Annotated in this window: 20 protein-coding genes; 3 read left to right on the forward strand and 17 right to left on the reverse strand. The window is 71.9% G+C overall.

Annotation, left to right across the window (positions count from 1 at the left end; translation table 11 throughout):
• Window positions 1-4 precede the first annotated feature (4 nt).
• The 4 genes from STRBO_RS0132760 to STRBO_RS43985 form a co-directional block, all read right to left on the reverse strand.
• Window positions 5-1,819, reverse strand: a complete 1,815-nt coding sequence (locus STRBO_RS0132760; RefSeq protein ID WP_005479304.1) for an LCP family protein — start codon at window positions 1,817-1,819, stop codon at window positions 5-7.
• Between the two features lie 16 nt (window positions 1,820-1,835).
• Window positions 1,836-2,546 (reverse strand): nicotinate-nucleotide adenylyltransferase, encoded by a 711-nt coding sequence (gene nadD / locus STRBO_RS0132765; RefSeq protein WP_005479306.1) that lies wholly within the window; start codon window positions 2,544-2,546, stop codon window positions 1,836-1,838.
• Window positions 2,547-2,604: 58 nt separating this feature from the next.
• Window positions 2,605-2,772: a hypothetical protein gene (locus STRBO_RS43980; protein WP_005479309.1), complete on the reverse strand. Its 168-nt coding sequence runs from the start codon at window positions 2,770-2,772 to the stop codon at window positions 2,605-2,607.
• A gap of 176 nt (window positions 2,773-2,948) precedes the next feature.
• Complete coding sequence (locus STRBO_RS43985) at window positions 2,949-3,119, reverse strand: hypothetical protein (RefSeq protein ID WP_005479311.1); 171 nt, start codon at window positions 3,117-3,119, stop codon at window positions 2,949-2,951.
• A gap of 98 nt (window positions 3,120-3,217) precedes the next feature.
• Between STRBO_RS43985 and STRBO_RS0132780 the strand changes: the two genes are divergently transcribed.
• The gene (locus STRBO_RS0132780) at window positions 3,218-4,348 is read left to right on the forward strand and encodes a M48 family metallopeptidase (RefSeq protein ID WP_005479313.1); all 1,131 of its coding nucleotides are present in this window, start codon (window positions 3,218-3,220) and stop codon (window positions 4,346-4,348) included.
• 70 nt (window positions 4,349-4,418) lie between these two features.
• Here the strand turns inward: STRBO_RS0132780 and STRBO_RS0132785 are convergent, their stop codons facing one another.
• The 5 genes from STRBO_RS0132785 to proB all read right to left on the reverse strand — a co-directional run bounded on the left by STRBO_RS0132785 (window position 4,419) and on the right by proB (window position 9,456).
• The gene (locus STRBO_RS0132785; RefSeq protein WP_020115437.1) at window positions 4,419-5,489 is read right to left on the reverse strand and encodes an SCO2583 family membrane protein; all 1,071 of its coding nucleotides are present in this window, start codon (window positions 5,487-5,489) and stop codon (window positions 4,419-4,421) included.
• Between the two features lie 123 nt (window positions 5,490-5,612).
• Window positions 5,613-6,197 (reverse strand): SCO2584 family spore wall biosynthesis protein, encoded by a 585-nt coding sequence (locus tag STRBO_RS0132790; RefSeq protein ID WP_005479316.1) that lies wholly within the window; start codon window positions 6,195-6,197, stop codon window positions 5,613-5,615.
• 121 nt (window positions 6,198-6,318) lie between these two features.
• Entirely contained in the window at window positions 6,319-7,605 is a 1,287-nt protein-coding gene (locus tag STRBO_RS0132795; protein WP_005479318.1) for a glutamate-5-semialdehyde dehydrogenase, read from the reverse strand.
• Between the two features lie 116 nt (window positions 7,606-7,721).
• Window positions 7,722-8,189, reverse strand: coding sequence for a hypothetical protein (locus tag STRBO_RS0132800; RefSeq protein ID WP_005479319.1), 468 nt, complete (start codon window positions 8,187-8,189; stop codon window positions 7,722-7,724).
• Window positions 8,190-8,349: 160 nt separating this feature from the next.
• Window positions 8,350-9,456, reverse strand: coding sequence for a glutamate 5-kinase (gene proB, locus STRBO_RS0132805; protein WP_005479321.1), 1,107 nt, complete (start codon window positions 9,454-9,456; stop codon window positions 8,350-8,352).
• 347 nt (window positions 9,457-9,803) lie between these two features.
• Here proB and STRBO_RS0132810 point away from each other — a divergent pair, with 347 nt between their 5' ends.
• Window positions 9,804-11,864, forward strand: a complete 2,061-nt coding sequence (locus tag STRBO_RS0132810; protein ID WP_005479323.1) for a hypothetical protein — start codon at window positions 9,804-9,806, stop codon at window positions 11,862-11,864.
• 93 nt (window positions 11,865-11,957) lie between these two features.
• Here the strand turns inward: STRBO_RS0132810 and obgE are convergent, their stop codons facing one another.
• The 7 genes from obgE to STRBO_RS0132845 all read right to left on the reverse strand — a co-directional run bounded on the left by obgE (window position 11,958) and on the right by STRBO_RS0132845 (window position 22,401).
• Entirely contained in the window at window positions 11,958-13,394 is a 1,437-nt protein-coding gene (obgE, locus tag STRBO_RS0132815) for a GTPase ObgE (RefSeq protein WP_005479325.1), read from the reverse strand.
• Between the two features lie 168 nt (window positions 13,395-13,562).
• Complete coding sequence (gene rpmA, locus STRBO_RS0132820) at window positions 13,563-13,817, reverse strand: 50S ribosomal protein L27 (protein WP_020115438.1); 255 nt, start codon at window positions 13,815-13,817, stop codon at window positions 13,563-13,565.
• A 14-nt stretch (window positions 13,818-13,831) separates the two neighbouring features.
• Window positions 13,832-14,152 (reverse strand): 50S ribosomal protein L21, encoded by a 321-nt coding sequence (gene rplU / locus STRBO_RS0132825; RefSeq protein WP_005479329.1) that lies wholly within the window; start codon window positions 14,150-14,152, stop codon window positions 13,832-13,834.
• 441 nt (window positions 14,153-14,593) lie between these two features.
• Entirely contained in the window at window positions 14,594-18,685 is a 4,092-nt protein-coding gene (locus STRBO_RS0132830) for an Rne/Rng family ribonuclease (RefSeq protein ID WP_020115439.1), read from the reverse strand.
• A 245-nt stretch (window positions 18,686-18,930) separates the two neighbouring features.
• Window positions 18,931-19,800 (reverse strand): TIGR03936 family radical SAM-associated protein, encoded by an 870-nt coding sequence (locus tag STRBO_RS0132835; protein ID WP_005479335.1) that lies wholly within the window; start codon window positions 19,798-19,800, stop codon window positions 18,931-18,933.
• 48 nt (window positions 19,801-19,848) lie between these two features.
• Window positions 19,849-21,138, reverse strand: a complete 1,290-nt coding sequence (locus STRBO_RS0132840) for a hypothetical protein (protein WP_020115440.1) — start codon at window positions 21,136-21,138, stop codon at window positions 19,849-19,851.
• A gap of 108 nt (window positions 21,139-21,246) precedes the next feature.
• Window positions 21,247-22,401 carry a glycosyltransferase gene (locus STRBO_RS0132845; RefSeq protein ID WP_245170636.1) on the reverse strand — a complete coding sequence of 385 codons (1,155 nt, stop codon included), beginning with the start codon at window positions 22,399-22,401 and terminating at the stop codon, window positions 21,247-21,249.
• Between the two features lie 268 nt (window positions 22,402-22,669).
• On the opposite strand from STRBO_RS0132845, the gene STRBO_RS43200 reads away from it, so the two are divergent.
• Complete coding sequence (locus tag STRBO_RS43200) at window positions 22,670-24,343, forward strand: collagen-like domain-containing protein (protein ID WP_028796972.1); 1,674 nt, start codon at window positions 22,670-22,672, stop codon at window positions 24,341-24,343.
• Between the two features lie 209 nt (window positions 24,344-24,552).
• Here STRBO_RS43200 and STRBO_RS0132855 read toward each other — a convergent pair whose 3' ends face one another.
• Complete coding sequence (locus STRBO_RS0132855) at window positions 24,553-26,481, reverse strand: TIGR03960 family B12-binding radical SAM protein (RefSeq protein WP_005479344.1); 1,929 nt, start codon at window positions 26,479-26,481, stop codon at window positions 24,553-24,555.
• Window positions 26,482-26,534 lie beyond the last annotated feature (53 nt).

The following is a 26,534-nucleotide window of genomic DNA, read 5'->3' on the forward strand; positions in this document are numbered from 1 at the left end:
ACGGTCACCCCGTGGTCCCGGACGTGCCCGTCATGCCGGTGGTTCCCGTCGTGCCGGTCGTCCCAGTCGTCCCGGTCGTGCCCGTCGTCTCGTAGTTCTGGCCGAGGACGACGGAGACGTCGGCGTTGGACGTGGTCTCGCCCTTCTTCACGGCGCTGGTCGGCAGGCCGAGGGTCTTGGCGACCTCGACGGCGTCCTGTTTGCGGGCCGCGTCGGAGTAGGTGACCCGGGAGGTGGCCTCGGCTGTGGCGGTCGTGCCGGCGTCGAGGAAGGTGTAGCCGCCGTTGAGGACGACCACGCGGGCCTGCTCGGTGGCGTCCTTCTCGCCGGTGGCGTTGCGGATGCCGACGCGCACGGCGTCCCCGGCGTCGGGGCTCTTGGCGGCGCCGCCGAGCAGGTCCTTGACCACGCGGTCGGAGTCCTCGGCGCTGAGCGTGCCGTCCTGCTGGACGGGCAGCAGCTCCGTCCTGTGGTCGCCGCCCTTGGCGTGGTCGGCGAGCTTGGCGAGGAAGGTGCCGAGGTCCTTGTCGCTGAGCGAGGGGTCGAGGATCTGGGCCAGCGTCTGCACGGTGACCGTGGCGGCCTGCGCGTCGGACGACAGCTTGCGCAGCACGCCCTGCATGACCTGCCCGAACCGCTTGAGCTGCGCGTCCTGCGTCTCGCCCGGGGCCCGGTAGGTGGCGTAGGCGACGGCCATCTTGCCGCTGAGGGTCTGCGCCTTGCCCTTGGTGACGAGAGGGGCGTCGGTCTTCTTCTTCGCCTCGGGGTCCGGCACGTTCGCGTTCGTGTCGATGTCGATGTTGCCGACGAGTCCGACGAGGTTGTTCAGGTACGGGGTGTCCAGCCGCCAGGTGCCCTCGATGTCGGTGCCGAGGACGGTGTCGAGCGCGTCGCGGGTCCCGGAGGAGCCGTCGTCGTCGACGGATTTGGCGAGGGTGGTCGTGGTGCCGTCGTCGGCGGTCAGGGCGAGGGCGCCCGGGATCAGGACGGTGGCACCCCGCTGGGTGGTGGCGTTGTCGACGAGCAGCGCCGTGGAGGTGCCGCCGTTCCTGGTGTCGTGCAGGTGGACGACGACCACGTCCCGCTTCTGGGCGGCCGCGGAGGTCGTGGTGCCGCTCCGCTCGTCCGGGGAGGAGCCGGGCAGCATGCCCGCCCACCACAGGTAGCCGACGCCACCCACCACGACGAGCGCGAGGGCCACGACCAGGGCGACCATCCGGGTCCTGGCCCGCCGTTTGGCCTCCTCGCGGCGCTCGGTGCGGTTCTCGGTGAAGTTCAGCCAGTCGATGACGTCCTCGGAGTCGCCGTCGGGCTCCTCGACGAAGGCGAACTGCTCGGTGCGGTAGTCCGGTTCGGCGCTGCCCGCTTCGGCGGAGTCCGCCTCGGCCGGGTTCCGTTCCGCGAAGGGATCGCCGGTCCGCGGGTCGCTGCCCTCGGCGGTCCCCTGGGGTGCCGACTGCTGCGGGATGTAGGCGGTCTGCTCGGCGACGGGCGTCTGCAGGCCGGTGGCCGCGGTCTGCCCGTAGGGGTCGTACGGGTCGTAGGCGGGCGCCGGTGCCTGCTGGCCCGGGTCGTAGCCCGTGCCGTACGTGCCGTAGCCCTGGGCGGGCTGCTGCTGGACCTGGCCGGTCGCGTACGGGTCGTAGCCGTAGCCCTGGGCGTACCCCTGGGGCTGCTGTGTCCCGTAGGGGTCGTACGCCTGTTGCTGAGGTACCTGCTGGGCGGGCACCTGTCGGTACACCGGCTGCCCGAACTCGTCGTAGCCGACGAGTTCGTAGCTCTGGTCGCCGCCGTAGCCGGCGTCGTATCGGTCGTTCACCGGTGCCCCTCTCGGCTCACTCGCCGCGGTACAGCTGCCGCTTGTCGATGTAGCGCACCACGCCGTCCGGCACCAGGTACCAGACGGGATCGCCCTTGGCGACTCTCGCACGGCAGTCCGTGGAGGAGATGGCCAGTGCCGGCACCTCGACCAGGGAGACCCCGCCCGCGGGAAGGCCCGGGTCGGCCAGGGTGTGACCCGGACGGGTGACCCCGATGAAATGCGCGAGGGAGAAGAGTTCCTCGGCGTCGCGCCAGGTGAGGATCTGGCCGAGCGCGTCGGCGCCGGTGATGAAGAAGAGGTCCGAGTCGGCGTTGAGGTCGTGCAGTTCACGCAGGGTGTCGATGGTGTACGTGAGGCCCTTGCGGTCGATGTCGATCCGACTCACGGAGAAATGGGGGTTCTCGGCCGTGGCGATGACCGTCATCAGGTAGCGGTCCTCGGCCGCCGAGACCGAGCGGTGGGACTTCTGCCACGGCTGACCGGTCGGTACGAACACGACCTCGTCGAGACCGAACTGCGCGGCGACCTCCTGGGCCGCCACGAGGTGCCCGTGGTGGATCGGGTCGAACGTGCCGCCCATGACGCCGAGGCGGCGGCGGCCGGGCTGCGACGGGCGGTTTCCCGGTGCGCCGGAGGCACTGTCGGCCCGGCCGTCCGTGGTGTCGTGCGCCTGGTCAGCCGCCTTGTCGTGCTCGGGACCGGTAGGCATTTCCTGCTCTCCCATGCGTGGAGAGCCTACCGGCCCGGCCGACGCAGACCGTTCGAACGTCCTTTTGCGCGGATTAGCGATCGCGGTTGAAACGGGTGGTGATCCACAGCAGCAGCATCAGGGCGAAGAAGGCTCCGCCGCCGGTCAGGTAGGGGCTCAGGCTCTCGTGGTTGCCGCTGTGCTCCCCGCCGCCCTCGGCGGCGAAAGTGACCAAGTCGGCAGCGGTGCTGTGGAAGCTCATCGTCGGCGTGACCTATCCGGTGGTGGGATCGGGATGAAGACCCGCCCATCGTAAGCGGGAGCCTTCGCCGCGATCACGCCGACTCCGCCCAGGAGTGAACGCGGGCGCCGCCGGGCGCGTACTCCGCGTGCGAGCAACCGTTCGCGCGTGCCGGACGTCCTTCCCGTCGGCGGGCGTCAGTCGTCCCGCTTGTATCCCCGCAGAAGGAACCACGCCATCAGGACGGAGCCCAGGACCATCACGATCAGCACCACACGCAGCAGGTTGCCGGCTCCCTGTTCCTTCGCGGCGGCGTCCGCGGCCTCGGTGAGCCATGCGGACGCGGGCAGGTGCGGGAGATGCCCCATGAGATCGCTCCTTACGGTTGATGCCTTGCCACGGTAACTCCGCCTAGGCTGGACCCCGCTTCGGGGGCAACTTGGGCACACAGACGCATGGGGGAAACATGCCGGAAGAAAGCCACGAGCAGAACGGGCGCGAGAACGTGCCGAGCAGGCAGCGCAGGCGCTTCGAGGGGATCTCCTCCCGGGCGTACGAACACCCCGCCGACCGCTCGGCGCTGGTGGCGCTGCGCAAGCTCAGCGGCTTCGACACCGTGTTCAAGGCGCTCAGCGGCCTGCTGCCGGAACGCAGCCTGAGGCTGCTGTTCCTGTCCGACTCCGTACGGGTCTCGGACCAGCAGTTCACCCACCTCAACGACATGCTGCGGGACGCGTGCTACATCCTGGACCTGGAGAAGGTCCCGCCGATGTACGTGAACCAGGATCCGCAGCCGAACGCGATGTGCATCGGCCTGGACGAGCCGATCATCGTCGTCACCACCGGGCTCGTCGAGCTGCTCGGCGAGGAGGAGATGCGGGCCGTCATCGGGCACGAGGTGGGCCACGCGCTCTCCGGCCACTCGGTGTACCGCACGATACTGCTCTTCCTGACGAGCCTCGCCGTGAAGATCGCCTGGATCCCGCTGGGGAACCTCGCGATCATGGCGATCGTGACCGGGCTGCGCGAGTGGTTCCGCAAGTCGGAGCTGTCCGCCGACCGTGCGGGTCTGCTGGTCGGCCAGGACGTCCAGGCGTCGATGCGCGGTCTGATGAAGATCGCGGGCGGCAACCACCTGCACGAGATGAACGTGGACGCGTTCCTCGCGCAGGCCGAGGAGTACGAGGCCGGGGGCGACCTGCGCGACTCCGTCCTCAAGATCCTCAATGTGCTGCCCCGCTCGCACCCCTTCACCGCCGTGCGCGCGGCCGAGCTGAAGAAGTGGGCCGAGTCCCGTGACTACCAGCGGATCATGGACGGGCACTACCCGCGGCGCAGCGAGGACAAGGACACCTCGGTGACCGACTCCTTCCGTGAGTCGGCCTCGCACTACACGAGCAGTGTGAAGAACTCCAAGGACCCGCTGATGAAGCTGGTCACCGACATCGCGGGCGGCGCGGGAGACCTCGGCGGCCGGGTCCGCCGCGGCTTCGGCAACGCCACGCGCGGCGGCGGTGCGACGGCCACCGACTCCGACCCGGGCCAGGGCGGCGGCACGGACACCGCCACGGAGGACAGGCGCCGCGACGAGGAGTGACGTACGGCAGGACTGCCGGTGGGTGGGGCCGGCCGCGCGAACCGCGCGGCCGGCCCCACCCACATGTGGCTCACACCTTCGGCTGTGCGCTCTCCGCGAGGGTGCCGCACAGGGCCGTGGCGGCGCCCGTGCCGTACGGGTCGGTGCCCGCGGCGGGGCCGCCCTCCTTGGCGGTCTGGCCGGCCAGGAGGGGGCGCAGATGGTTCGTGGCGTCGTCGGCGCAGGCCAGCGGCCCGGCCTGGACGTAGGAGACGACGACCTCGACCTGGTGGGTGCGCAGGTCGTCCTGGTCGAAGCGGAAGTGCAGCTCGCGCCGGACGGTGAACAGCGAGGCCTCGGCGTCGGTCCGGTCGCCGGGCGGCCGCAGCGCGTACACCAGGGTGTGTGCGGCGACGACCTCCAGGGTGCCGGAGTCGAACTCGGCGGCCTGGAGGGTGCCCTGGACGCGGATGCGGTGGTCGGCGAGTGCCGCGCGGGACGGGTCGAAGCGGACCAGCCAGCCGGTCGGGGCGTGCCGCCCGTCGGCCGCCGGGTGATCGAAGCTCTGCTCGAACTGGTCGAGCTGCTCCCCGTCCAGCAGCCGCCGCACGGGCTGGACGGTGACGCCGCCGAGCACCTCCGGGTCGAGCGAGGAGGCGACGAGGTACTCCTTGGCGATGGTCAGCGCGGAGACGACCTGGCTGTCGGTGAAGTGGGCGGTGCGCCGGGTGGCCGGCATCGTGATGCCCTCGGCGCCGATCCGGAACTGGGCGGCCGGGCTGTGCGCGTACAGCGTCTCGGCCTTCTCGGCACCGGGCACGGTGGACTGCGGGGACAGCGGGATCACCGTCATCCTCAGCGGCTCGGTGGGCTTGGCGGCCGGGGTGTCGTACGGATGGCGGACGCCCATGTAGACGGCGGTGCCGAAGGCGAGGGCGACCAGCAGGACGAGGACGAGGGCCTGCCGGGAGAGACCTCGGCGGACGACGGGGCGGCGGCGGACGGCGGGGGCGTGGTCGGAGAGGCGCTCGTGGGCGGAGAACTCCTGGATGCGGGCAGCGCGGACGAACGACTCGTCGAAGACGACGGATCGGTATTCGTCCTCGCCACCGCCGGGGGTGCCCTCGGGAGTCCCCTCAGGTGGGTTTCCTGGCCCGCCCATACTTTGAGAGTAGGTCTTCGGGAGCTTCGGTAAACGCACCGCTGCACGACAACTTCTGACAGGTCCTCACCAGGTTCGCGCACGACCGGCGAACCGCTCTCCCGGGCCCGTGCGAGGCCCTACTCAGGGTGTGCGGGGGTCCGCGGAGACGACCGGCTGGGAGAAGTCGGCGGAGGCGGAGGGCCCTGTCGGGGCGCCCTGCTCGACACCGGTGGTGGCGGGGGGCGGGACCCGGTCGCCGCGGCCGGAGGAGGTGCCCCGGTAGACGGCGGTGAAGGCCAGCGCGACCATGCCGATGCCCATCACGAGGGCGAGGATCCAGGCGACGGGCCGGTGCCAGCGCGTCTGCTTGCCGTACGGCCTGCCGTAGGCTCCGTCGGCTCCGTAGCGGCCCTCCAGGATGTCGGAGTCGTCGAGGTCGTCGCGGCCGTGGCCGTAGTCCGGGCCGTAGCCGTCGTCGTAACGGTCGTCGTCGCCGCGTACTCCTCGGGAGTGCGAGCGGCGGGCTTCGGCCTCCTGGGCCGCGGCACGGGCCTCCGCCGCCGCCAGCAGACGTTCGACCGCGGTCGGCTCGTGGACCACGGCCGCCCGGACGAAGTCCTCGTCGAAGACCACGGAGGCGAACTCTTCGTCCATACCCCCGCGGTCGCGGTCGTCGTCGGGCTCCCAGCCGTCAGGGAACGGCGTGCCCCCCACGTCCTCCGGCACGGATCCAGAGTAGACCGGGGTGGTCAATTTGGGCAGACGGTCAGGAAATTCATCGGTTACGCCGAACGGGGCGCCGGTCCGTTCACAGGAACGGGCAGACGCCCCGCGCGCTCCGCGCCGGCTAGCGGCGGACGTGTCCGTCGCCGGTGACGATGTACTTCGTGCTGGTCAGCTCGGGCAGGCCCATCGGGCCCCGGGCGTGCAGCTTCTGCGTGGAGATGCCGATCTCGGCGCCGAAACCGAACTGGCCGCCGTCGGTGAACCGGGTCGAGGCGTTGACGGCGACCGTGGTGGAGTCGACCAGCTGGGTGAAGCGGCGGGCGGCCTGCTGGGAGGTGGTGACGATCGCCTCGGTGTGGCCGGAGCTCCACAGCCGGATGTGTTCCACGGCCCGGTCGAGCGAGTCGACGACGGCGGCGGCGATGTCGTACGACAGGTACTCGGTCTCCCAGTCCTCCGTGGTGGCCTCCACGACCGTGGCCCGGCTCTCCTTGGCGTAGGCGAGCACGCGCTCGTCGGCGTGGACCGTGACGCCCGCGTCGGCGAGCGCGTCGAGGGCGCGGGGCAGGAACTCGGGGGCGATGTCCTGGTGGACGAGGAGGGTCTCGGCGGCGTTGCAGACGCTGACGCGGTGGGCCTTGGAGTTGATCAGGATCTCGATCGCCATGTCGAGGTCGGCGACGGCGTCGACGTAGACGTGGCAGTTGCCCGTGCCGGTCTCGATCACCGGGACGGTGGACTCCTCGACGACCGTGCGGATCAGGGAGGCGCCGCCGCGCGGGATGAGCACGTCGACCAGGCCGCGGGCGCGCATCAGCTCGCGGACGGACTCGCGGCTCTCACCGGGGACGAGCTGGATGGAGTCGGCGGGCAGGCCCGCGCCGCCGACGGCGTCCCGCAGGACGCGCACGAGGGCGGCGTTGGACTCGTGGGCGGAGGACGAGCCGCGCAGCAGGACGGCGTTGCCGGACTTCAGGCAGAGGGCGGCGGCGTCCACGGTCACGTTCGGGCGGGCCTCGTAGATGATACCGACGACGCCGAGGGGGACGCGGACCTGGCGCAGGTCGATGCCGTTCGGGAGGGTGGAGCCGCGCACGACCTCGCCGACCGGGTCGGGCAGCGCGGCCACGTCACGGACGTCGGCGGCGATCGCGCGGATCCGCTCCGGGGTCAGGGTGAGCCGGTCGACGATCGCCTCGCTGGTGCCTGCCTCACGGGCCCGCTCGATGTCCTTGGCGTTTGCCTCCACGATGTCGCTCGTACGGACCACCAGCGCGTCGGCGATGGCGAGCAGCGCGTCGTCCTTGTCGGCGCGCGGCAGCGGCGCGAGGTCGGCGGCGGCGGCCTTGGCCCGGTAGGCGGCCCGGGTGACCGGCGTCATGGAGTCGTACGGCGAGAGCGAGGTCATACAGGAAGGGTAGTGCGCCGGGCGGAGGGGTCCAGCGCGTGTTCCACAGCGCGAGACACGCCGTGCGGGGGACCACCGGGGCACTCCTGGGCAGGGCCGGGCTCCCTCCGGGACGGTCAGTAGGGATGGACCCCTACGGGTGTCGCCGGGGGCGACCCGTACCCCTCGGCGATGCGCTGGTGGTAGGTCTGGCGGTCGATGACCTCCAGGCCGACGATCTCCCAGGGCGGCAGCCCGGCCGTGCGGCGGTGCTCGCCCCACAGGCGCAGGGCGACGGCGGCCGCGTCGTGGAGGTCGCGGGCCTCCTCCCAGTAGCGGATCTCGGCGTGGTCGTTGGCATAGCGGCTGGTCAGCAGGAAGGGGTGGTCGTGGGCGAGCTGTTCCAGGCCGCGCCGCACCTCCGCGAGGGGAGCCTCGGCCCCGGAGACGCTCAGCGTGACGTGCCAGAGCCGGGGCAGGTCCTGCGGCCTCTCGGCGCCCTCGCTCTCGTACGTGTCCGAGGCGGCGACGCTGGTGAGCTTGCGCTCCTCGCCGACCGCACGGGAGGGACCACCACCGCGGGACGCCGCGGCCCCGGGGCGCACTCGTCTCACGACGGCCTCCTTCGCAACGATTCGAGCTTCGCAACAGGTCGTGCGGAATCTCCCTGCGTCAAAGTTGAGCAGGCTCAGGGGCTTCGCGTGGCGGTTTTACGGAACGTGCACCGCCGGGGCCCGCGCTCTGCTCCCTCCACGAGGCCGCTGGTCAGGGGTGCAGGAGGACGAGATCGTCCCTGTGTACGACCTCTCGTTCGTACGCGGGACCCAGCTCGCGCGCCAGTTCCCGGGTCGAGCGGCCGATCAGCCGGGGGATCTCCTTGGCGTCGAAGTTCACGAGCCCGCGGGCGACCGCCCGGCCCGTGCCGTCGCGCAGCTCCACGGGGTCGCCGGCGGTGAAGTCGCCCTCGACGCCGCCGATCCCGGCCGGGAGCAGTGACGTGCGGCGTTCGACGACCGCGCGCACGGCCCCGTCGTCGAGGATGAGCGCGCCCTGCGGGGTGGAGGCGTGCTGGAGCCACAGCAGCCGGTCGGCGGAGCGCCTGCCGGTCGGGTGGAAGTACGTGCCCGTGTCACGGCCGCCGAGCGCGTCCGCCGCGTGGACGGCGCTGGTGAGGACCACGGGGATGCCCGCACCGGTGGCGATCGCGGCGGCCTCGACCTTGGTGACCATGCCCCCGGTGCCCACGCCCGCCTTGCCGGCGCTGCCGATCTCCACGTGTGCGAGGTCCTCGGGCCCCCGGACCTCCGCTATCCGCGACGTGCCGGGCTTGGCGGGGTCGCCGTCGTACACGCCGTCCACGTCCGACAGCAGGACCAGCAGATCCGCGCGTACGAGGTGGGCGACGAGGGCGGCGAGGCGGTCGTTGTCGCCGAAGCGGATCTCGTCCGTGGCGACGGTGTCGTTCTCGTTGACGACCGGCAGGGCGCCCATCGCCAGGAGCTTGTCGAGGGTGCGGGAGGCGTTGCGGTGGTGGGCGCGGCGGCTCATGTCGTCGGAGGTGAGGAGCACCTGGCCGACGCGGATGCCGTAGCGGGCACAGGAGGCCGTGTAGCGGGCCACGAGGAGGCCCTGGCCGACGCTGGCGGCGGCCTGCTGCCGGGCGAGGTCCTTGGGGCGGCGGCGCAGGCCCAGCGGCGCGAGCCCGGCGGCGATGGCGCCGGAGGAGACGAGGACGACCTCGCGCTCCCCCCCGCTGCGGGCCTTGGCGAGGACGTCCACGAGGGCGTCCACCCGGTCCGCGTCGAGGCCACCGGACGCCGTCGTCAGCGACGAGGAGCCCACCTTGACGACGATCCGGTGCGCTTGCGCCACTGCCTGCCTAGCCGCTGACACGCCTATCCCCAATGCTCCGAACAGCCCGGTGTGTGCACTTCGCAATCTACGGGAGCGCGCGGACCTCCCGCGTTCTCATTTCGAGGGGCGGACGGCGCGGGACCCCGGGGCGGACGGCGGTGGGTCCGCGCCGGGCCCTTCAGGGTGAGATGCTTCGGCAGACGTCGAGGTTGCGTGCGTTATGTCCGGCTACCGGTGATTGTTCCCACGGCGGATTGCTCCCCGGCCGCTCTAGGTCATACGGTCAGGGATCGGCCTCCCGCAGGCCACCTTCCGCGTCACCCTCCCCTCCTCCGTCCGTCACACCCTCCGCAGGAGCCCAGCCCGTGCCCTCCGCAGGCCTCCCACGCCGCCGCATCGCGCAGCTCTGCGCACTGCTCGCGATGTTCGCGCTCTTCACGGCCCAGATCGTTTCCGCGCTGCTGCCGAACATTCCCGTGTTCGTCGCCGCGAGCGCGGCGGGCCTCCTTCTGGACACGTTCCTGCAGTACCGGGATCCCGGACTGCTCGCACTGCTGGGCAAGGTCCGCTTCGACGCGCTGGTGCGCCAGCTGATGCGCGACATGCTGATCCTCGTGGGACTGCTGCGCATCGACGGGATCGACCCGTTGCGCGAGCAGGCCCCGCTCCTGGTCGGCCTCGTCCTCTTCTACGCGGTCCACTTCACCTGCCAGGCCGTCTCGGTGCTCGTGCGCCGCACCCGGACCCTGCCGATCGTGACCCGCAACATCGACGCCTCCGCGCTGCGCCTGACGCTCTCCCCGCCGCGCATACTGGCCCGCCGCCAGGCCCACCGGCTGCTGACCTTCTCGCTGCCGATCACGGCCGGCCTGGTGCTCACCGCTGCCACGCAGGACGCCACCTGGGGCGGTGCCGGCCTCGGCGCCGGTCTCACCCTCCTCGTCGCGGGCACCGCGTACCTGGCGACCTGGCTGCTGCCGAAGAAGCGCGCGAAGAGCGAGCAGCAGGTCATGGAGTGGCTGGACGCGTGGCTCGCCGACTACCGGCCGACCACCGCGATGTACTTCTCCGGCGGTACGTCGTCGGCGTACCAGGCGAACATGTGGCTCTCCACGCTCTCCAAGCTGGAGAAGCCGCTGATCGTGCTGCGTGAGCGCTTCATGGTCCAGAAGATCGACGCGACGGACGTGCCGATCATCTGCTTCCCGAAGGTCGCCACGATGTTCTCGCTGGAGACCTCGACGCTGAAGATGATGCTGCACCCGGCCAACGCCGCGAAGACCTCCCAGGTGCTGCGCATCCCCACCGTCAAGCACGCGTTCATCAACCACGGCGAGAGCGACAAGCTGTCCTCCTGCAACCCGTACGCGAAGGCGTACGACGAGGTGTGGGTGGCCGGTCCCGCGGCGCGCGAGCGGTACGCGCTGGCCGAGGTCGGCGTCGAGGACAAGGACATCGTCGAGGTCGGCCGGCCCCAGCTGTCGCCGATCCGCCCGTACGCCGGCCCGCCGACCGGCACGTACACGACCGTGCTCTACGCCCCCACCTGGGAGGGCTGGGACGGCAACCCGGGCAACACCTCCGTGGTGCTGGCCGGCGAGAACATCGTCCGGGGCCTCCTCGCCGACGACAAGGTCCGGCTCCTCTACAAGCCGCACCCGATGACGGGCTCGGTCGACCCGCGCGCGGGTGTGGCCAACGAGCGCATCAAGGCGATGATCCGCGAGGCCAACGCCAAGCGCTCGGGCGCGCGGCCGGGGGCGGAGGCGGCTGCCGAACTCGCCCGTCGTACGGCCGAGCTGGACAAGCTGACCTCCACGTCGTTCCGTGCCAGCGCGGACGAGATGGAGCGGATGCTGTTGCAGGGCACCCCCAGCGGGGACCGCGAGGTGGCGATCTCCGAGGCGGCGCTCGCGTGGGAGAAGGCGTACTGGGCGTCCTTCCCGGAGTGGGAGCACGGCATCGTCACCGAGGCGCGGCCCGCGATCTTCGCCTGCTTCAACGTGTCGGACCTGCTGATCAGCGATGTCTCCTCGGTGGTCTCCGACTGGCTGTCCAGTGAGAAGCCGTACGCGGTCGCCAATACCTCCGGACTGCCGGAGGCGGCCTTCCGCGCGGCCTTCCCGACGGTCTCCGCGGGTGTCGTCCTGACGCCCGGGGCGGAGGGCGTCGCGGCCCTGCTCGACGCGGTCCGCAACCCCGAGAAGGACGGTTTCGCCAAGGCCCGCGCCGACCTCAAGGAGCAGCTGCTGGGTCCCTCCGACCCGCCGTCGCTGGTCCGTTTCGACTCCGCGGTGAAGGCGCTCTGCGCCAAGGCCGACGACCGCCGCGTGCGGATGGAGGCCCGTCTCGTCAACGACCTGCCGTCGCCCCGTGAGGCCGGCGACGAACTCACCGAGGGCGAGCCGAGCGAGGCACTCGCCTAGGGACACGGGCGCGCACCGCGTACGCCGAAGGGCCCCGGAGATATCCGGGGCCCTTCGGCGTACGCGGTGCGCGGGGTCTGCCCGGCGGCAGGCCTAGAACGGCTCGAAGTCGTCGTACTCCTTCTGCAGCTCGTCCCGCTCCGCCTGGCGGTCGCGGCGGCGCTGGACGGCCGGGCGGGGCTCCTCGAAGCGGTGGTCCTCGCCACGGCGGCCGAGCATCTCCGCGCCGGCCATGACGGTCGGCTCCCAGTCGAAGACGACGGCGTTGTCCTCGGGGCCGATGGCGACGCCGTCGCCGGAGCGGGCGCCCGCCTTCATCAGCTCGTCCTCGACACCGAGCCGGTTCAGACGGTCGGCGAGGTAGCCCACCGCCTCGTCGTTGCTGAAGTCGGTCTGACGGACCCAGCGCTCCGGCTTCTCGCCCCGGACGCGGAACAGTCCGTCCTCCTCCCGCACGACCGTGAAGCCGGCGTCGTCGACGGCCTTGGGCCGGATGACGATCCGCGTCGCCTCCTCCTTCGGCTTGGCGGCACGCGCCCGGCCCACGAGGTCGGCGAGCGCGAACGACAGCTCCCGCAGCCCCGTGTGGGCGACGGCGGACACCTCGAAGACCCGGTAGCCACGGGCCTCCAGGTCCGGGCGCACCATCTCGGCGAGGTCCTTGCCGTCGGGCACGTCGATCTTGTTGAGGACGACGATCCGGGGCCGCTTGTCGAGCCCGCCGTACTGCGTCAGCTCCTCCTCGATGATGTCGAGGTCGGAGACGGGGTCGCGGTCCGACTCCAGCGTGGCCGTGTCGAGGACGTGGACGAGGACGCTGCAGCGCTCGACGTGGCGCAGGAACTCCAGGCCCAGACCCTTGCCCTGGCTGGCGCCGGGGATGAGCCCGGGGACGTCGGCGATCGTGTAGACCGTTTCGCCGGCCGTCACCACGCCCAGGTTGGGGACGAGTGTCGTGAAGGGGTAGTCCGCGATCTTCGGCTTGGCGGCGCTCAGCACCGAGATCAGCGAGGACTTGCCCGCGCTCGGGTAGCCGACCAGCGCCACGTCGGCGACGGTCTTCAGCTCCAGGACGATGTCGCCCATGTCGCCGGGCACGCCGAGCAGCGCGAAGCCGGGAGCCTTGCGGCGGGCGGAGGCGAGGGCCGCGTTGCCGAGGCCGCCCCGGCCGCCCTGCGCGGCGACGAAGGAGGTGCCGTGGCCGACGAGGTCGGCGAGGACGTTGCCCTGCCGGTCGAGGACGACCGTGCCGTCCGGCACGGGAAGGACCAGGTCCTGCCCGTCCTTGCCCGACCGGTTGCCGCCCTCGCCGGGCTTGCCGGCGGTGGCCTTGCGGTGCGGGGAGTGGTGGTAGTCGAGGAGAGTCGTCACGGACTGGTCGACGGTCAGGATGACGTCGCCGCCCCGGCCGCCGTTGCCGCCGTCGGGGCCGCCGAGCGGCTTGAACTTCTCCCGGTGGACGGAGGCACAGCCGTGGCCTCCGTTACCCGCGGCGACATGCAGCTCGACGCGGTCCACGAAGGTGGTCATGGTGGGTGCCTCCAGATACGCGCTGTGCGTGGTGTTCGGAAATGTCTTAGCTGTAACACGTCAAAGGCGGACCCGCTTCCCGTACGGAATCCCGTACGAGAAGTGAGGTCCGCCTCGACGAATCGCTCTACGGAAGCCTTGGTCGAAAGACCGGGCGAGTCAGAAGACTCAGGCGGCCGGAACGATGTTGACGACCTTGCGACCACGGCTGGTGCCGAACTCGACCGCACCGGCGTTCAGCGCGAACAGCGTGTCGTCCTTGCCGCGGCCGACGCCCGAACCCGGGTGGAAGTGCGTGCCGCGCTGGCGGACCAGGATCTCACCGGCGTTGACGACCTGACCGCCGAAGCGCTTCACGCCGAGCCGCTGAGCGTTGGAGTCGCGACCGTTCCGGGTGGACGATGCGCCCTTCTTGTGTGCCATGTCTCCTCAGTCCCTTACTTCGCAGCCGCGGGGATCTCAGTGACCTTGATCGCCGTGTACTGCTGGCGGTGGCCCTGACGACGGCGGTAGCCGGTCTTGTTCTTGTAGCGCAGAATGTCGATCTTCTGGCCCTTGTGGTGGTCCACGACCTCGGCCTGGACCTTGATGCCGGCCAGCACCCACGGGTCGCTGGTCACAGCGTCGCCGTCGACGACGAGCAGGGTCGAGAGCTCGACCGTGTCGCCCACACTGGCGGTGGAAATCTTGTCAACCTCAACGATGTCGCCGACAGCAACCTTGTGCTGGCGACCACCGCTGCGCACGATGGCGTACACGCGGATCTCACTCTCTCGCTCGGGAACGGCACCCCCGCAGTCCAGCCGCCCGACATGCGAACGGCCTCTCCCACGGCGCCCGGCGCGCGGAAGGAATGAGGTTTACGGGGATGTGACGCGTCTCTACCTACGGACACGCCGACGGTCAAGGTTACGGGGCCACGCCCGAAGGGGTCAAACCGAGCCCTTCGCCCGCCATGTGACCGACATCTCACCGCCCGTCGACGGCCGTTTCCCGGCCGGGCCGGAGTCCTCGCGCGGCGCGCGGACTCCGTGCCGTACGAGCCCCTCCCCGCCCTGCCCCGACCCCAGATCCGCGCGCCCTGTGTGAGGTTGCTCTCCCCGGTCCCGCCGGTGCCTGCACACGCCGGTGCCCCTGCCGGGTGGTGTTCCCACCCGGCAGGGGCACCGGTCGGAGCGGACGGCTTCTCCGCCCGGGGCTCAGCTCTCGTCGGTCGAAGCGGTGACCGTGGACGAGGACTGCTCGGCGGCCACCGTGGTCTTCTTCGTGGCCGTCTTCTTCGCCGTGGCCGCCTTCTTGGCCGTGGCCTTCTTCGCGACCGTCTTCTTGGCCGCCGCCGTCTTCTTCGTGGCGGCCTTCTTCGCCGTCGCCTTCTTGGCCGTCTTCCGCGCCGCCGTCTTCTTGGCGGGCGGCTCGGCCCCGGTCTCCTCCGCGGCCTCGGCGGCCTCCTCGACGGGCGCCTCGGCCGGGGTCACGACCGCGTCCTCGGCGGACACCGACGGAACCACGACCACGGCCGCCTCCGCCGACGCCGTGGGCGCCGTCGCCTTGCGCACGGCACGCCGACGCGGGCGGGCCGGAGCCGCGCTCTCGGCGGCGGCAGGCTCCTCGGGCCGTGCGGCCTCCTCGGCCACGACCGGCTCGGACACCGTCACCGTCGCCTCGGCAGCGACCGGCTCGGACACCGTCACGACGGTCTCCTCCACAGCCGCTCCGGCCGGGGCGCCCGCCGGGGCGGTGGCCTTCCGGGTGGCCCGGCGACGCGTACGGCCCCTGGGCGCGGCGTCCTCGGTGCTCACGGCGGCCGGCGTCTCCACGACCGGGTCCTCCACGGCCACGGGCTCCGCCTCGGCGGCCTCCCGCGGCTTCGGGGCACGGTCCTCGGAGACGGTGGTGGCCACGGCCTCGCGGGACTTCGGCGCGCCGGTGGGCGCGGACGCCCGCCGGGTCGCGCGGCGCCGCGAACGGCCACGCCCGACCGCCGCCTCGGCCTCGGCGACGCTGCTGTACAGCTCCTCGTCGGGCTCGAACTCGGGAGCGGGGAGCGCCACGGGCTCGGCGACCTCGGCGGCCACCTCGGCCTCGACCAGCTCGGCCTGCTCCACCGGCTCGACGGCCTCGTGAGCGGACACGTGGTCATGGTCGTGGTCGTGCTCGGCACCGCCGCGCCCGCGCTTGCGGCGCTTGCCGCCACCGCCGACGGCCGTCGGCTGGTCCATGTGCACGATCACGCCGCGCCCGTTGCAGTGGACACAGGTCTCGGAGAAGGACTCCAGCAGGCCCTGTCCGACCCGCTTGCGGGTCATCTGGACCAGACCCAGCGAGGTGACCTCGGCCACCTGGTGCTTCGTGCGGTCGCGTCCCAGGCACTCCAGCAGGCGCCGCAGCACCAGGTCCCGGTTGGACTCCAGGACCATGTCGATGAAGTCGATGACGACGATGCCGCCGAGGTCGCGCAGCCGCAGCTGACGCACGATCTCCTCGGCCGCCTCCAGGTTGTTCCTGGTGACCGTCTCCTCCAGGTTGCCGCCCTGGCCGGTGAACTTGCCGGTGTTGACGTCGACCACGATCATGGCCTCGGTCTTGTCGATCACCAGCGACCCACCGCTGGGCAGCCAGACCTTGCGGTCCAGCGCCTTCATCAGCTGTTCGTCGATGCGGTACGTCGCGAAGACGTCGACCTCGGAGGTCCACTTCTGCAGACGCTCCGCCAGGTCGGGCGCGACGTGCGAGACGTAGCCGTGGATGGTCTCCCACGCCTCCTCGCCGCTGACGATGACCTTGGAGAAGTCCTCGTTGAAGATGTCGCGGACGACGCGGACGGTCATGTCCGGCTCGCCGTACAGCAGCGTCGGCGCGTTGCCGTTCTTCGCCTTCTTCTGGATGTCCTCCCACTGCGCCTGCAGCCGCTCGACGTCACGGCGCAGTTCGTCCTCGCTCGCGCCCTCGGCGGCGGTGCGCACGATGACGCCCGCGTCCTCGGGGACGATCTTCTTGAGGATGGTCTTCAGCCGGGCCCGCTCGGTGTCGGGCAGCTTGCGGCTGATACCGGTCATCGACCCCTCGGGGACGTAGACCAGGTAGCGGCCGGGCAGGGAGACCTGGCTGGTCAGGCGCGCGCCCTTGTGGCCGATCGGGTCCTTGGTGACCTGCACGAGCACGGACTGACCGGACTTCAGGGCGGACTCGATGCGGCGCGGCCCGTTGGCCATGCCCAGTGCCTCGAAGTTGACCTCACCGGCGTACAGGACGGCGTTGCGGCCCTTGCCGATGTCGATGAAGGCGGCCTCCATCGACGGCAGCACGTTCTGCACCTTGCCGAGGTAGACGTTGCCGACGTACGAGGTCGACTGCTCCTTGTTGACGTAGTGCTCGACGAGCACGTTGTCTTCCAGGACGCCGATCTGGGTGCGCTCGCCGCTCTGGCGGACGACCATGACGCGCTCGACGGCCTCACGGCGCGCGAGGAACTCGGCCTCGGTGATGATCGGGACGCGTCGACGCCCCTGCTCCCGGCCTTCGCGGCGGCGCTGCTTCTTGGCCTCCAGACGGGTCGAGCCCTTGATGGACTGCACCTCGTCGGAGAACTCGGTCTCCTTGGCGCGCCGTTCGCGCGGCTCACGGACCTTGACGACCGTACGCTCCGGGTCGTCGGGCGTGGCCTCGGCCTCGGTGCCCGAGTCACCGGCGCGACGACGACGGCGACGGCGCCGACGGCTGCTGCTGGAGCCGGAGCCGGACTCCTCGCGCTCGTCGGCCTCGTCCTCTGCGTCCTCGTCCACCTGCTCGGCGGTGTCCTCGGTGTCCTGCGCGGCCTGCTCGGCGGCGAGTTCGTCACCCTCGGCGTCGTCGGCGTCGGCCGCGTCGCCCCGACGGCGACGGCGTCCGCCCCGGCGGCGACGGCGACGCGATCCGGTGGACTCCTCCTCGCCGTACTCGTCACCGTCGGCGGCGTCCTCGGCGCCCTCTTCGGGCTCCTCCTCGGCCTCCTCCGGCTCCTCCTCGGTCACCACGGCGGCGGGCTGCTCCGCCTCGGCGGGCTCGCTCCGACGGCGACGACGGCGGCGCGGGCCGCCGGTGTTCTCCTCCTCGGCGAACCCGCCGAGGTCGGCGGTCTCGACGGTCTCCTCGACCTCCACGGGCTCGACCTCCGCCTCGGCGGCGGCCTGTGCGGCGGCCCGCTCGGGCGTCTGGAACATCGGCGCCTGGAACACCGGCGCCTGGAACACGGCCACGGCGGGCCGGGACGGGCGGGACGGCGCGTCCTCCGCGGCGGGCGGCGGCGGCGCCGAGAATCCACCGGCGGCCTTGCGCGCCGACCGGCGACGGGCCCGACGCGGCCCACCGTCCTCCGCCTCGGCGGCCGGGGCCTCCTGGACGGCCTGGGCCGGCGCGGCCTCGGCGGCGGGCGCCTCCTGCGGCGCGGCGCTCGGGGCAGCGACGGACTCGGCCGCCTCGGCGGACTCTCCCTCGGGCGCCCCGGCGGGCGTGGTCACCCGGCGAGTCGCACGACGACGCGAACGAGCGGCCGGCACGGCCTCCTCGACAGCGGCGGGCGCCTCGACGGCCGGAACCTCGACCGGGGCAGCGGCCTCGGGCGCGGCGGCGCTCTCCTCGGCGACCTGCGGCGCAGCGGTCGGGGCAGTGGCCCGGCGAGTCGCACGACGACGCGTACGAGCGGCCGGCACGGCCTCCTCGACAGCGGCGGGCGCCTCGACGGCCGGAACCTCGACCGGGGCAGCGGCCTCGGGCGCGGCGGCGCTCTCCTCGGCGACCTGCGGCGCAGCGGTCGGGGCAGTGGCCCGACGGGTCGCACGACGACGCGTACGAGCGGCCGGCACGGCCTCCTCGACGGCGGCGGGCGCCTCAGCGGCGACCTCGGTGGTCTCGGCACTCTCGGCCACGGCGGTGGCGGCAGCCGGCGCCACGGTCTCGACGACCTCGACGGTTTCGGCGTCCTTGGGCGCACCGGCGGGCGCGGAGGCGCGGCGGGTCGCACGACGGCGCGTACGAGCGGGGGGCGCCGCCTCCTCGACGGCGGGCGCCTCGGCGGCCGCGGTCTCGGCGGCTTCCTCGTCCGGCTCGGCGATCGCGTCGGCGGTCGCGAGATCCTCGGACTCGGCGGCCGGTATGGCCGGCACCGTGCTCTCCGCGGCCGCCTCGGCACCGGCGGACGGCGGTCCCGCAGGGCGGGACGCGGCGCGGCGGCGCCGACGCGGCGGCAGCGTGTCGCTCGGCGTGTTCTGGTCGGAGCCCTGCGCGGGCTCTGTGGATTCGATCGATTCGGGCATGCGGGCGTTTCTCCCGTCAGGCTCCCGGGCGCCGCACCCGGTCCGGCAGGGCCGGTGACGTCCGCGGCTCGCGTCGTGCGCGACTGCCGCCGTCCGGGGCGCGGGCGCCGCACGGGAGCTCTCTGTGTCCTGTCTCGCCGGTTCCGTACGCCATGTTGCGTACGGCCTGGCGAAAGTCTTGTGGTCGGTGCGCTGCCCGACCCAGGTGGCTCCCGGATCAAAGGGCGACGCTACGACGTCCGTCCCTACGCGGGGCCCACCGGCGCCGACGCCTTCGCGGCGGCAGTGGGTTCGGCCATTGAGAGGGCCGGCGCTGCCTCGCGGTCGGGCGCGAGCGGGTCGGTCACCGTGCCGGTCTCTTCATCGAAAAGCCCCTGCGCCAGCCTGGTCACCGCAGCGGGGACCGGCGGCGCCAGGTCGGCCACGGCGCGGAGACCGGACAGGACGTCGTCGGGTCGTACGGCAGGCGTCACGTGCCGAACAACCAGCCGCAGTATCGCACAGGGCTGGTCCGTCGGCCCAGCAAGGGGCGCGGCGCCAGCCGCTCCAGTGGAGCCGACGCTCGCGGCGGGCTGTGGACCGGGCGTCCCGGAACCGTCGGCTCCGTCGCTTCCGTCCCGTCCGTCACGACCGGTGAGGTCGACGACGGCGGCCCTGGCGTCGAAGGTCCGCAGGCCGTTCTTGGTCCTGCGCTGGACCTCGACGAGGTCCGCCGCCATGAAGGCCTCGGCCGCGCGCGCGGCGTCCGCCGGGTCCACGCCGTCGAGGCGCAGTTCCCACACGGAGGCCGTGAGCCGGTCGGCGAGCCCGGAGGTCCGGGCCTCGACCGCGTCCACGATGTCGAGCCCGGTGGGCAGCGACTCGTCGAGCAGGATCCTGAGCTTTTCCGGGTCGCGCGCGTCGGTGAGCGCGATCTCCAGGTACTCCGCCTCACTGCCCGTGCCGGTGGGTGCGGCATTGGCGTACGACACCTTCGGATGCGGCGTGAACCCCGCCGAGTACGCCATGGGCACCTCGGCACGGCGCAGCGCACGCTCGAAGGCGCGCTGGAAGTCACGGTGGCTGGTGAACCGGAGGCGGCCGCGCTTGGTGTAACGCAGTCGAATGCGCTGCACCGCGGGTGCGGGCGGCGGGCCTTCGGGCTGTCGCTTGCCCAGTGTCGTTCAGTCCTTCGTGAGAGCGGTCGTACTTCTACCAAGAGTACGTGCCCCGGCGGCCGCCGGGGCACGCCCGGGGACGGGCCTCGGCTCGGCCGGCCGTCCGAGGAGTGCCGAGCGCACGGCGGCGCGGGCCTGGCGGGCGGAGTCGCGGGCGGTGGCCCAGGCCTGCCGCGAGGCGCTGCCCACAGCGCGAGCGGCCGCCGTGGCGGGCTTCCACACGGCGTCCCGCACGACATGGCCGGCCGGTGTGAGCACGGTCCGGTACAGCCACCGCGCCGGCTCGACGAGGAGCCACCGGACGAGGCCGGCCAGGAACCGTCCCACGGCGCGCGAGAGGCGCCCGGCCACGCGCCAGGCGTGTCCGAGGGCGTCCCGCAGCTCCCGGCCCACGACGGCGAGCATCCGCCCGACCGGTACCAGCACCCACCGCCACACGGCGAGCGCGGGCAGCACGAGCAGCACGCGTGCCGTCCAGGAGAACCCGAGCCAGATCCCGGCGAAGACCGTCCGCATGAGCCACCCGGCACCCCGGGCCGCCCACGCCGTCGCGTGTCCCACGGGCGTCAGCGCGTACCGGTACACCCACACCGCCGGTACGACGAGGAGGTACCGCGCCAGCCGGGCCAGGGCCGTGAACAGCGCGACCGCGAGGGCGGCGGTCCCGGCCCCGACGCCCCTCGCCAGCCAGGCGATGCCCCGCCCGAACGGCGCCAGCGTCCACCGGTACAGCCACCCGAGCCCCGCCCGGAGCCCACCGGCCAGCAGGACGGCCGCGCCCCACATCCCGGCGAACGCCCAGGCGACCGCGTGCCCCACGGGCGTCAGCGCGTACCGGTACACCCACAGTGCCGGCACGACCAGCAGCCGGTGTCCGAGCCACCCGAGCCCCTGGGCGACCGGCACGACGGCGTAGCGCCACAGCGCCACCCACGGCCGGACGAGGACGGCCCTGGCGACCCACAGCGACGCGCGCCCCAACGGCCGCCCCACGGCGTCTCTCAGGAACCGGCCGACCACCACGAGCACGTCCCACACCATCCGCACCGGCACGACGAGGACGAGCACGACGATCCGCACGGGAATCCGGATCGCGGCCGTCAGGCATCCCTCGGGCGCCTGCTGTCCCTCGGGCGCCTGCTGCCGCTCGGGCGTCTGCTGCCGCTCGGGCGTCTGCTGCCGCTCGGGCGTCTGCTGCCGCTCGGGCGTCTGCTGTCGCTCGGGCGGGCGCGCCGCCGACAGTTCGGCGGGCGGCTCGACCGACGGCCGGGCAGGGGGCCTCTTCTCCAGGTCCATGACGACGTAGACGTCTCAGCGGCCCGTACGGATGCGACCACACGGCTGCGCGTTCCACGCCTTTCGCACGCGCCCCCGCGCCCGCCCCGGGCGGCCGGACGACGGCCGCTACCGCCTGCGCCCGGAAGCCTTCGCGGCCTTATGGGACTTGGCGGACTCGGCGGACCCGGCCGACCTGCCGGCCTCGGGGCGGCGCACCACGGTGGACAGCTGTGCCCGGGAGGCGTGGGGGGCGGAGAAGTCCCGGTTGATCTCCACCTGGCGGCGGACGCTCTCGGGCAGGTCCCGCATGGCCAGCAGACGGTCGCACGCCCGCAGGGCCCCGGCGTGGTCACCCACCCAGTGGGCATCGATGGAGAACTCGAACAGCAGGCCCCAGCGGTAGACCCAGGGCCTGGTGAAGAGGAGGTCGTCCGGGGCGGGCCGGTCGACGACGTCGACGAGGAGGGCGTACGCCGTGTGGTAGCGACGGCGCAGCCGCAGCCGGGAGGCCAACTCGTAACAGGCCTCCAGCCGCTCGGGGCGTGCCTCCCAGGCCCGCGAGAGCGCGTCCATGGCTCCCGGCCAGTCCTCCTCCTTCTCCGCTCGGAGAATGCCCGCTTCGAGCAGCGAGCAGTACACCTCCTCGCCCCAGCCGCCCATCTCCGCGCGCCGCTCGTACAGGGCGATCGCCTCGCGCGCGTGGCCCAGGTCGCGTTCGGTGTTGGCGAGGTAGAAGACGGTGCGGGGGTTGGTGGGGTCGCGGTCGAGTTCGCGCCTGAGCAGACGTGCGTCGCGCTCGAACTTGTCGCCGCGGCAGCCGCCGTCGGCGTGGTCCTCGATGACGATCGCGTCCAGGTTCTCCTGGACGTCGGGCCCGTCGGTGCACGGGTACTCGTGGGTGACGCCCTCGTAGCGCCACAGCCGGTCCCCCCGCATCAGGTGCTTGAAGCGGTGCTGGGTGCCCGGGGTGTCGTAGCGCAGCATGTACGAGGTGGCCGTCAGCCGGGGCAGTGGCGCGTCCTGGCGCAGTACGTGGTCGGCGTCGATGGTGAGCAGGAAGTCGGCCCTGCCCCGGGCGTGTTGGATGTTCCGCGTCCGGTTGTGCCCGAAGTCGACCCACGGGTCCTGGTGGAGCTCGCCCGGGATGCCGTCCAGCGCCTCGCGGATCAGGTCCTGCGTACCGTCCGTCGAGCCGGTGTCGGAGATGACCCAGGTGTCGATCAGGGGGCGCACGGAGGCGAGGCAGCGCTCGATCACCCGGGCCTCGTTCTTGACGATCATGCAGAGGCAGATGGTCTGCGGCTTCACGGCCTCACCGGTCCCGGGGACGTTGGAACGCTGCCCGAGCGGCTGCGTGACATACCTCCTCATATCTCACAAATGCCTGCCGACGGCGTCGAATTAGCCCGCCCGGGGCACCTGGTTACGCCGACTTGATGATCTACGTCCCCGTCCGGTCCAGGGCGCTGGTCGGCTCGGTGGACAGGGGTGAGGCTCACGATCGAGTGAGGGGAAAAGCCCCGAACCGGTTGAAACAAGGAGCACATAGATGAGTCCTGAGCGCAGGACGATCTCGCTGATAGGCCCGCTGGCTCGCGACAGGATCACCAAGGTCAGCACCTTTGCCTCGCTCGCGCTGGTGGTGACAGCCGGTCTGGCCGCCCCCGCCGTCGCGACCACACGCGGCATGTCCGACCACTCCACCCTGACGAGGGCCGACGAGGAGGGGTGCCCTCCCTCCGAGGATCACGGCCAGCACCACGACGAGCAGGGCGGGCAGCAGGCCGGCCATGACGACTCGTCGTCCAACTGGTACGACGAGGGGGACCGCGACCGCACCGCGACCATCGGTGGCAACGGCGGCCACTGCGAGGAAGGTCCCGGCGGTCCCACCGGCCCGACCGGTCCCCCAGGAGCGACCGGCGCGACGGGCGCCACAGGCGAGACCGGCCCCCAGGGCGACATCGGCCCCCAAGGGGAGACCGGCCCCCAGGGCGACACCGGCGAGGCCGGAGCCACGGGTCCGACCGGCCCCACCGGCGCGGACGGCATCGCTGGTCCGACCGGCCCGACGGGCGCGGACGGCATCGCTGGTCCGACCGGCCCGACGGGCGCGGACGGCATCGCCGGACCGACCGGGCCCACCGGGCCCGCGGGAGTGAACGGTGTCACCGGAGCCACGGGCGCGACCGGCTCGACCGGCGCCACGGGACCCGCCGGGTCCTGCTCCGACATCGACGCGGTGCAGGACTCGAAGAAGCTCGAATTCCGGGTCGTACTGACCGAGGGACGGGTCTTCGCGGGCATCCGCGACCTGACGGGCGCGGCCGCCCACCCCTTCCTGTGGACCGACCTCAGCACCCACCCCAACTTCCCCTCGGGCGGCCTGGATTCACAGGGCCGCGCGGTCGGCTACGCCTGCGGCGTCTCCGTCAACACCCGCTCCTACACGGGCCACGGGCAGAACGAGACGGGCAAGGACCACGGCGCGGGTACCGGGCAGGACCACGGTCAGAGCACGGGACACAGCCAGAGCACCGGGCACAGCCAGAGCACGGGCCAGAGCCAGGACCAGGCCCAGGCCCAGAACACGGGCCAGTACCAGGGCCAGGACCAGGGGCAGGGCCAGTACCAGAGCCAGGGCCAGAACCAGGGCCAGAACCAGGGCCAGAGCCAGGGTCAGAGCCAGAACCAGGGTCAGTACCAGGGCCACGCCGAGAACACGAGCCAGGGCCAGGGTCAGAGCCAGGGCCAGGGCCAGGGGCAGGGCCAGTACCAGAGCCAGGGTCAGAGCCAGGGTCAGGGCCAGGGCCAGGGTCAGAGCCAGGGCCAGAACCAGAGCCAGGGCCACGCCCAGAACACGAGCCAGGGCCAGGGTCAGACCCAGAGCACCGGCACGGACTACTCCCAAGGCACCGGCCAGGAACGCGGCACGAACACGGGCAAGGACCACGGCTCCGGGCAGGACCACGGCGAGGACAAGGGTCAGAACAAGGGCGACCACACGAACGCCGACAAGGGTCTCGTCAAGTTCAACCTCGTCACGACCGTGGGCCAGATCTGGGAGACCACCTGCGTGCCGGTCGACACCGCGCCGCACGCCACCCTGAACTGCGACGACGCCCAGGGCAACCCGCGCCCCTGGTACAGGGTCGACCTCCAGCCCGCGGACAGCATCATCAACGGCGGCTCCAGCGTCACCCCCCGCGTGACCGGCCGGTAAGCAGCACACGCACAGGGGTGCCCGGAGATCGGCCGACCCGACCCTCCGGACACCCCTCACGACCCGGCTCGCTCACGCGCCGGCACTACCGACGGCCGTGCCGGGTCAGCCGCACGAAAATCCCCAGAACCAGGGCCCCCGAGGGCAGGCTGGTTCGGTGACGTCGTCGGCCCCGTCCTCGGCGGACGGGGCCGATGGCGATGGCGCTGCTACCTGTCGACGACCGACAGCGGCAGCAGCTTCTTCCCCGTCGGTCCGATCTGGATGTCCAGGCCGAGCTGCGGACACACCCCACAGTCGAAGCACGGGGTCCAGCGGCAGTCCTCGACCTCGGTCTCGTCGAGGGCGTCCTGCCAGTCCTCCCAGAGCCAGTCCTTGTCGAGGCCGGAGTCCAGGTGGTCCCAGGGGAGGACCTCCTCGTAGGTGCGCTCACGGGTGGTGTACCAGTCGACGTCGACGCCGAAGGCCGGGAGGGTCTTGTCGGCGCAGGCCATCCAGCGGTCGTAGGAGAAGTGCTCGCGCCAGCCGTCGAAGCGGCCGCCTTCCTCGTAGACGGCACGGATGACGGCGCCGATGCGGCGGTCGCCGCGGGACAGCAGGCCCTCGACGATGCCGGGCTTGCCGTCGTGGTAGCGGAAGCCGATGGAGCGGCCGTACTTCTTGTCGCCGCGGATCTTGTCGCGGAGCTTTTCGAGACGGGCGTCCGTCCCCTCCGCGGAGAGCTGCGGAGCCCACTGGAACGGCGTGTGGGGCTTGGGGACGAATCCGCCGATCGACACGGTGCAGCGGATGTCGTTCTGGCCGGAGACCTTGCGGCCCTCGGCGATCACCTTCATCGCCATGTCGGCGATCTGGAGGACGTCCTCGTCCGTCTCCGTCGGCAGGCCGCACATGAAGTACAGCTTCACCTGACGCCAGCCGTTGCCGTACGCGGTGGAGACGGTCCGGATCAGGTCCTCCTCCGAGACCATCTTGTTGATGACCTTGCGCATGCGCTCGGAGCCGCCCTCGGGCGCGAAGGTGAGGCCGGAGCGACGGCCGTTGCGGGTCAGTTCGTTCGCCAGGTCGACGTTGAAGGCGTCCACGCGGGTCGAGGGGAGGGACAGACCGATCTTGTCCTCCTCGTACCGGTCCGCGAGGCCCTTGGCGATGTCGCCGATCTCGCTGTGGTCGGCGGAGGAGAGGGAGAGGAGGCCGACCTCCTCGAAGCCCGTCGCCTTGAGGCCCTTCTCGACCATCTCGCCGATGCCCGTGATGGAACGCTCACGGACCGGGCGGGTGATCATGCCCGCCTGGCAGAAGCGGCAGCCACGCGTGCAGCCGCGGAAGATCTCCACCGACATGCGCTCGTGGACCGTCTCGGCGAGCGGGACCAGGGGCTGCTTGGGGTAGGGCCACTCGTCCAGGTCCATGACGGTGTGCTTGGACACCCGCCACGGGACACCGGACTTGTTCGGTACGACGCGGCCGATGCGGCCGTCGGGGAGGTACTCCACGTCGTAGAACGCCGGGATGTACACCGATCCCGTCTTCGCGAGGCGGAAGAGGACCTCCTCGCGGCCACCGGGCCGGCCCTCCGCCTTCCAGGCGCGGATGATCTCGGTCATGTCGAGCACGGCCTGCTCGCCGTCGCCGATGATCGCCGCGTCGATGAAGTCGGCGACCGGCTCGGGGTTGAAGGCCGCGTGGCCGCCGGCCAGCACGATCGGGTCGTCGAGCGTGCGGTTCCTGGACTCCAGGGGGATCCCGGCCAGGTCCAGCGCGGTCAGCATGTTGGTGTAGCCCAGCTCCGTGGAGAAGGACAGACCGAACACGTCGAAGGCCTTCACCGGGCGGTGGCTGTCGACGGTGAACTGCGGGACGCCGTGCTCCCGCATCAGCGCCTCCAGGTCCGGCCAGACGCTGTACGTGCGCTCGGCCAGGACGCCCTCGCGCTCGTTCAGTACCTCGTAGAGGATCATGACGCCCTGGTTGGGCAGACCGACCTCGTACGCGTCCGGGTACATGAGCGCCCAGCGGACGTCGCTGGACTCCCAGGGCTTGACGGTGGAGTTGAGCTCACCGCCCACGTACTGGATCGGCTTCTGCACATGCGGCAGCAGGGCCTCGAGCTGTGGGAAGACCGACTCGACAGACATCGCGGGGGTTACCTTCGTGAGCGGACGGGGGGTGACCATCTAGCGTAACGCCC

Origin of the sequence: Streptomyces bottropensis ATCC 25435, assembly GCF_000383595.1 — a bacterium.
Taxonomy (GTDB): domain Bacteria; phylum Actinomycetota; class Actinomycetes; order Streptomycetales; family Streptomycetaceae; genus Streptomyces; species Streptomyces bottropensis.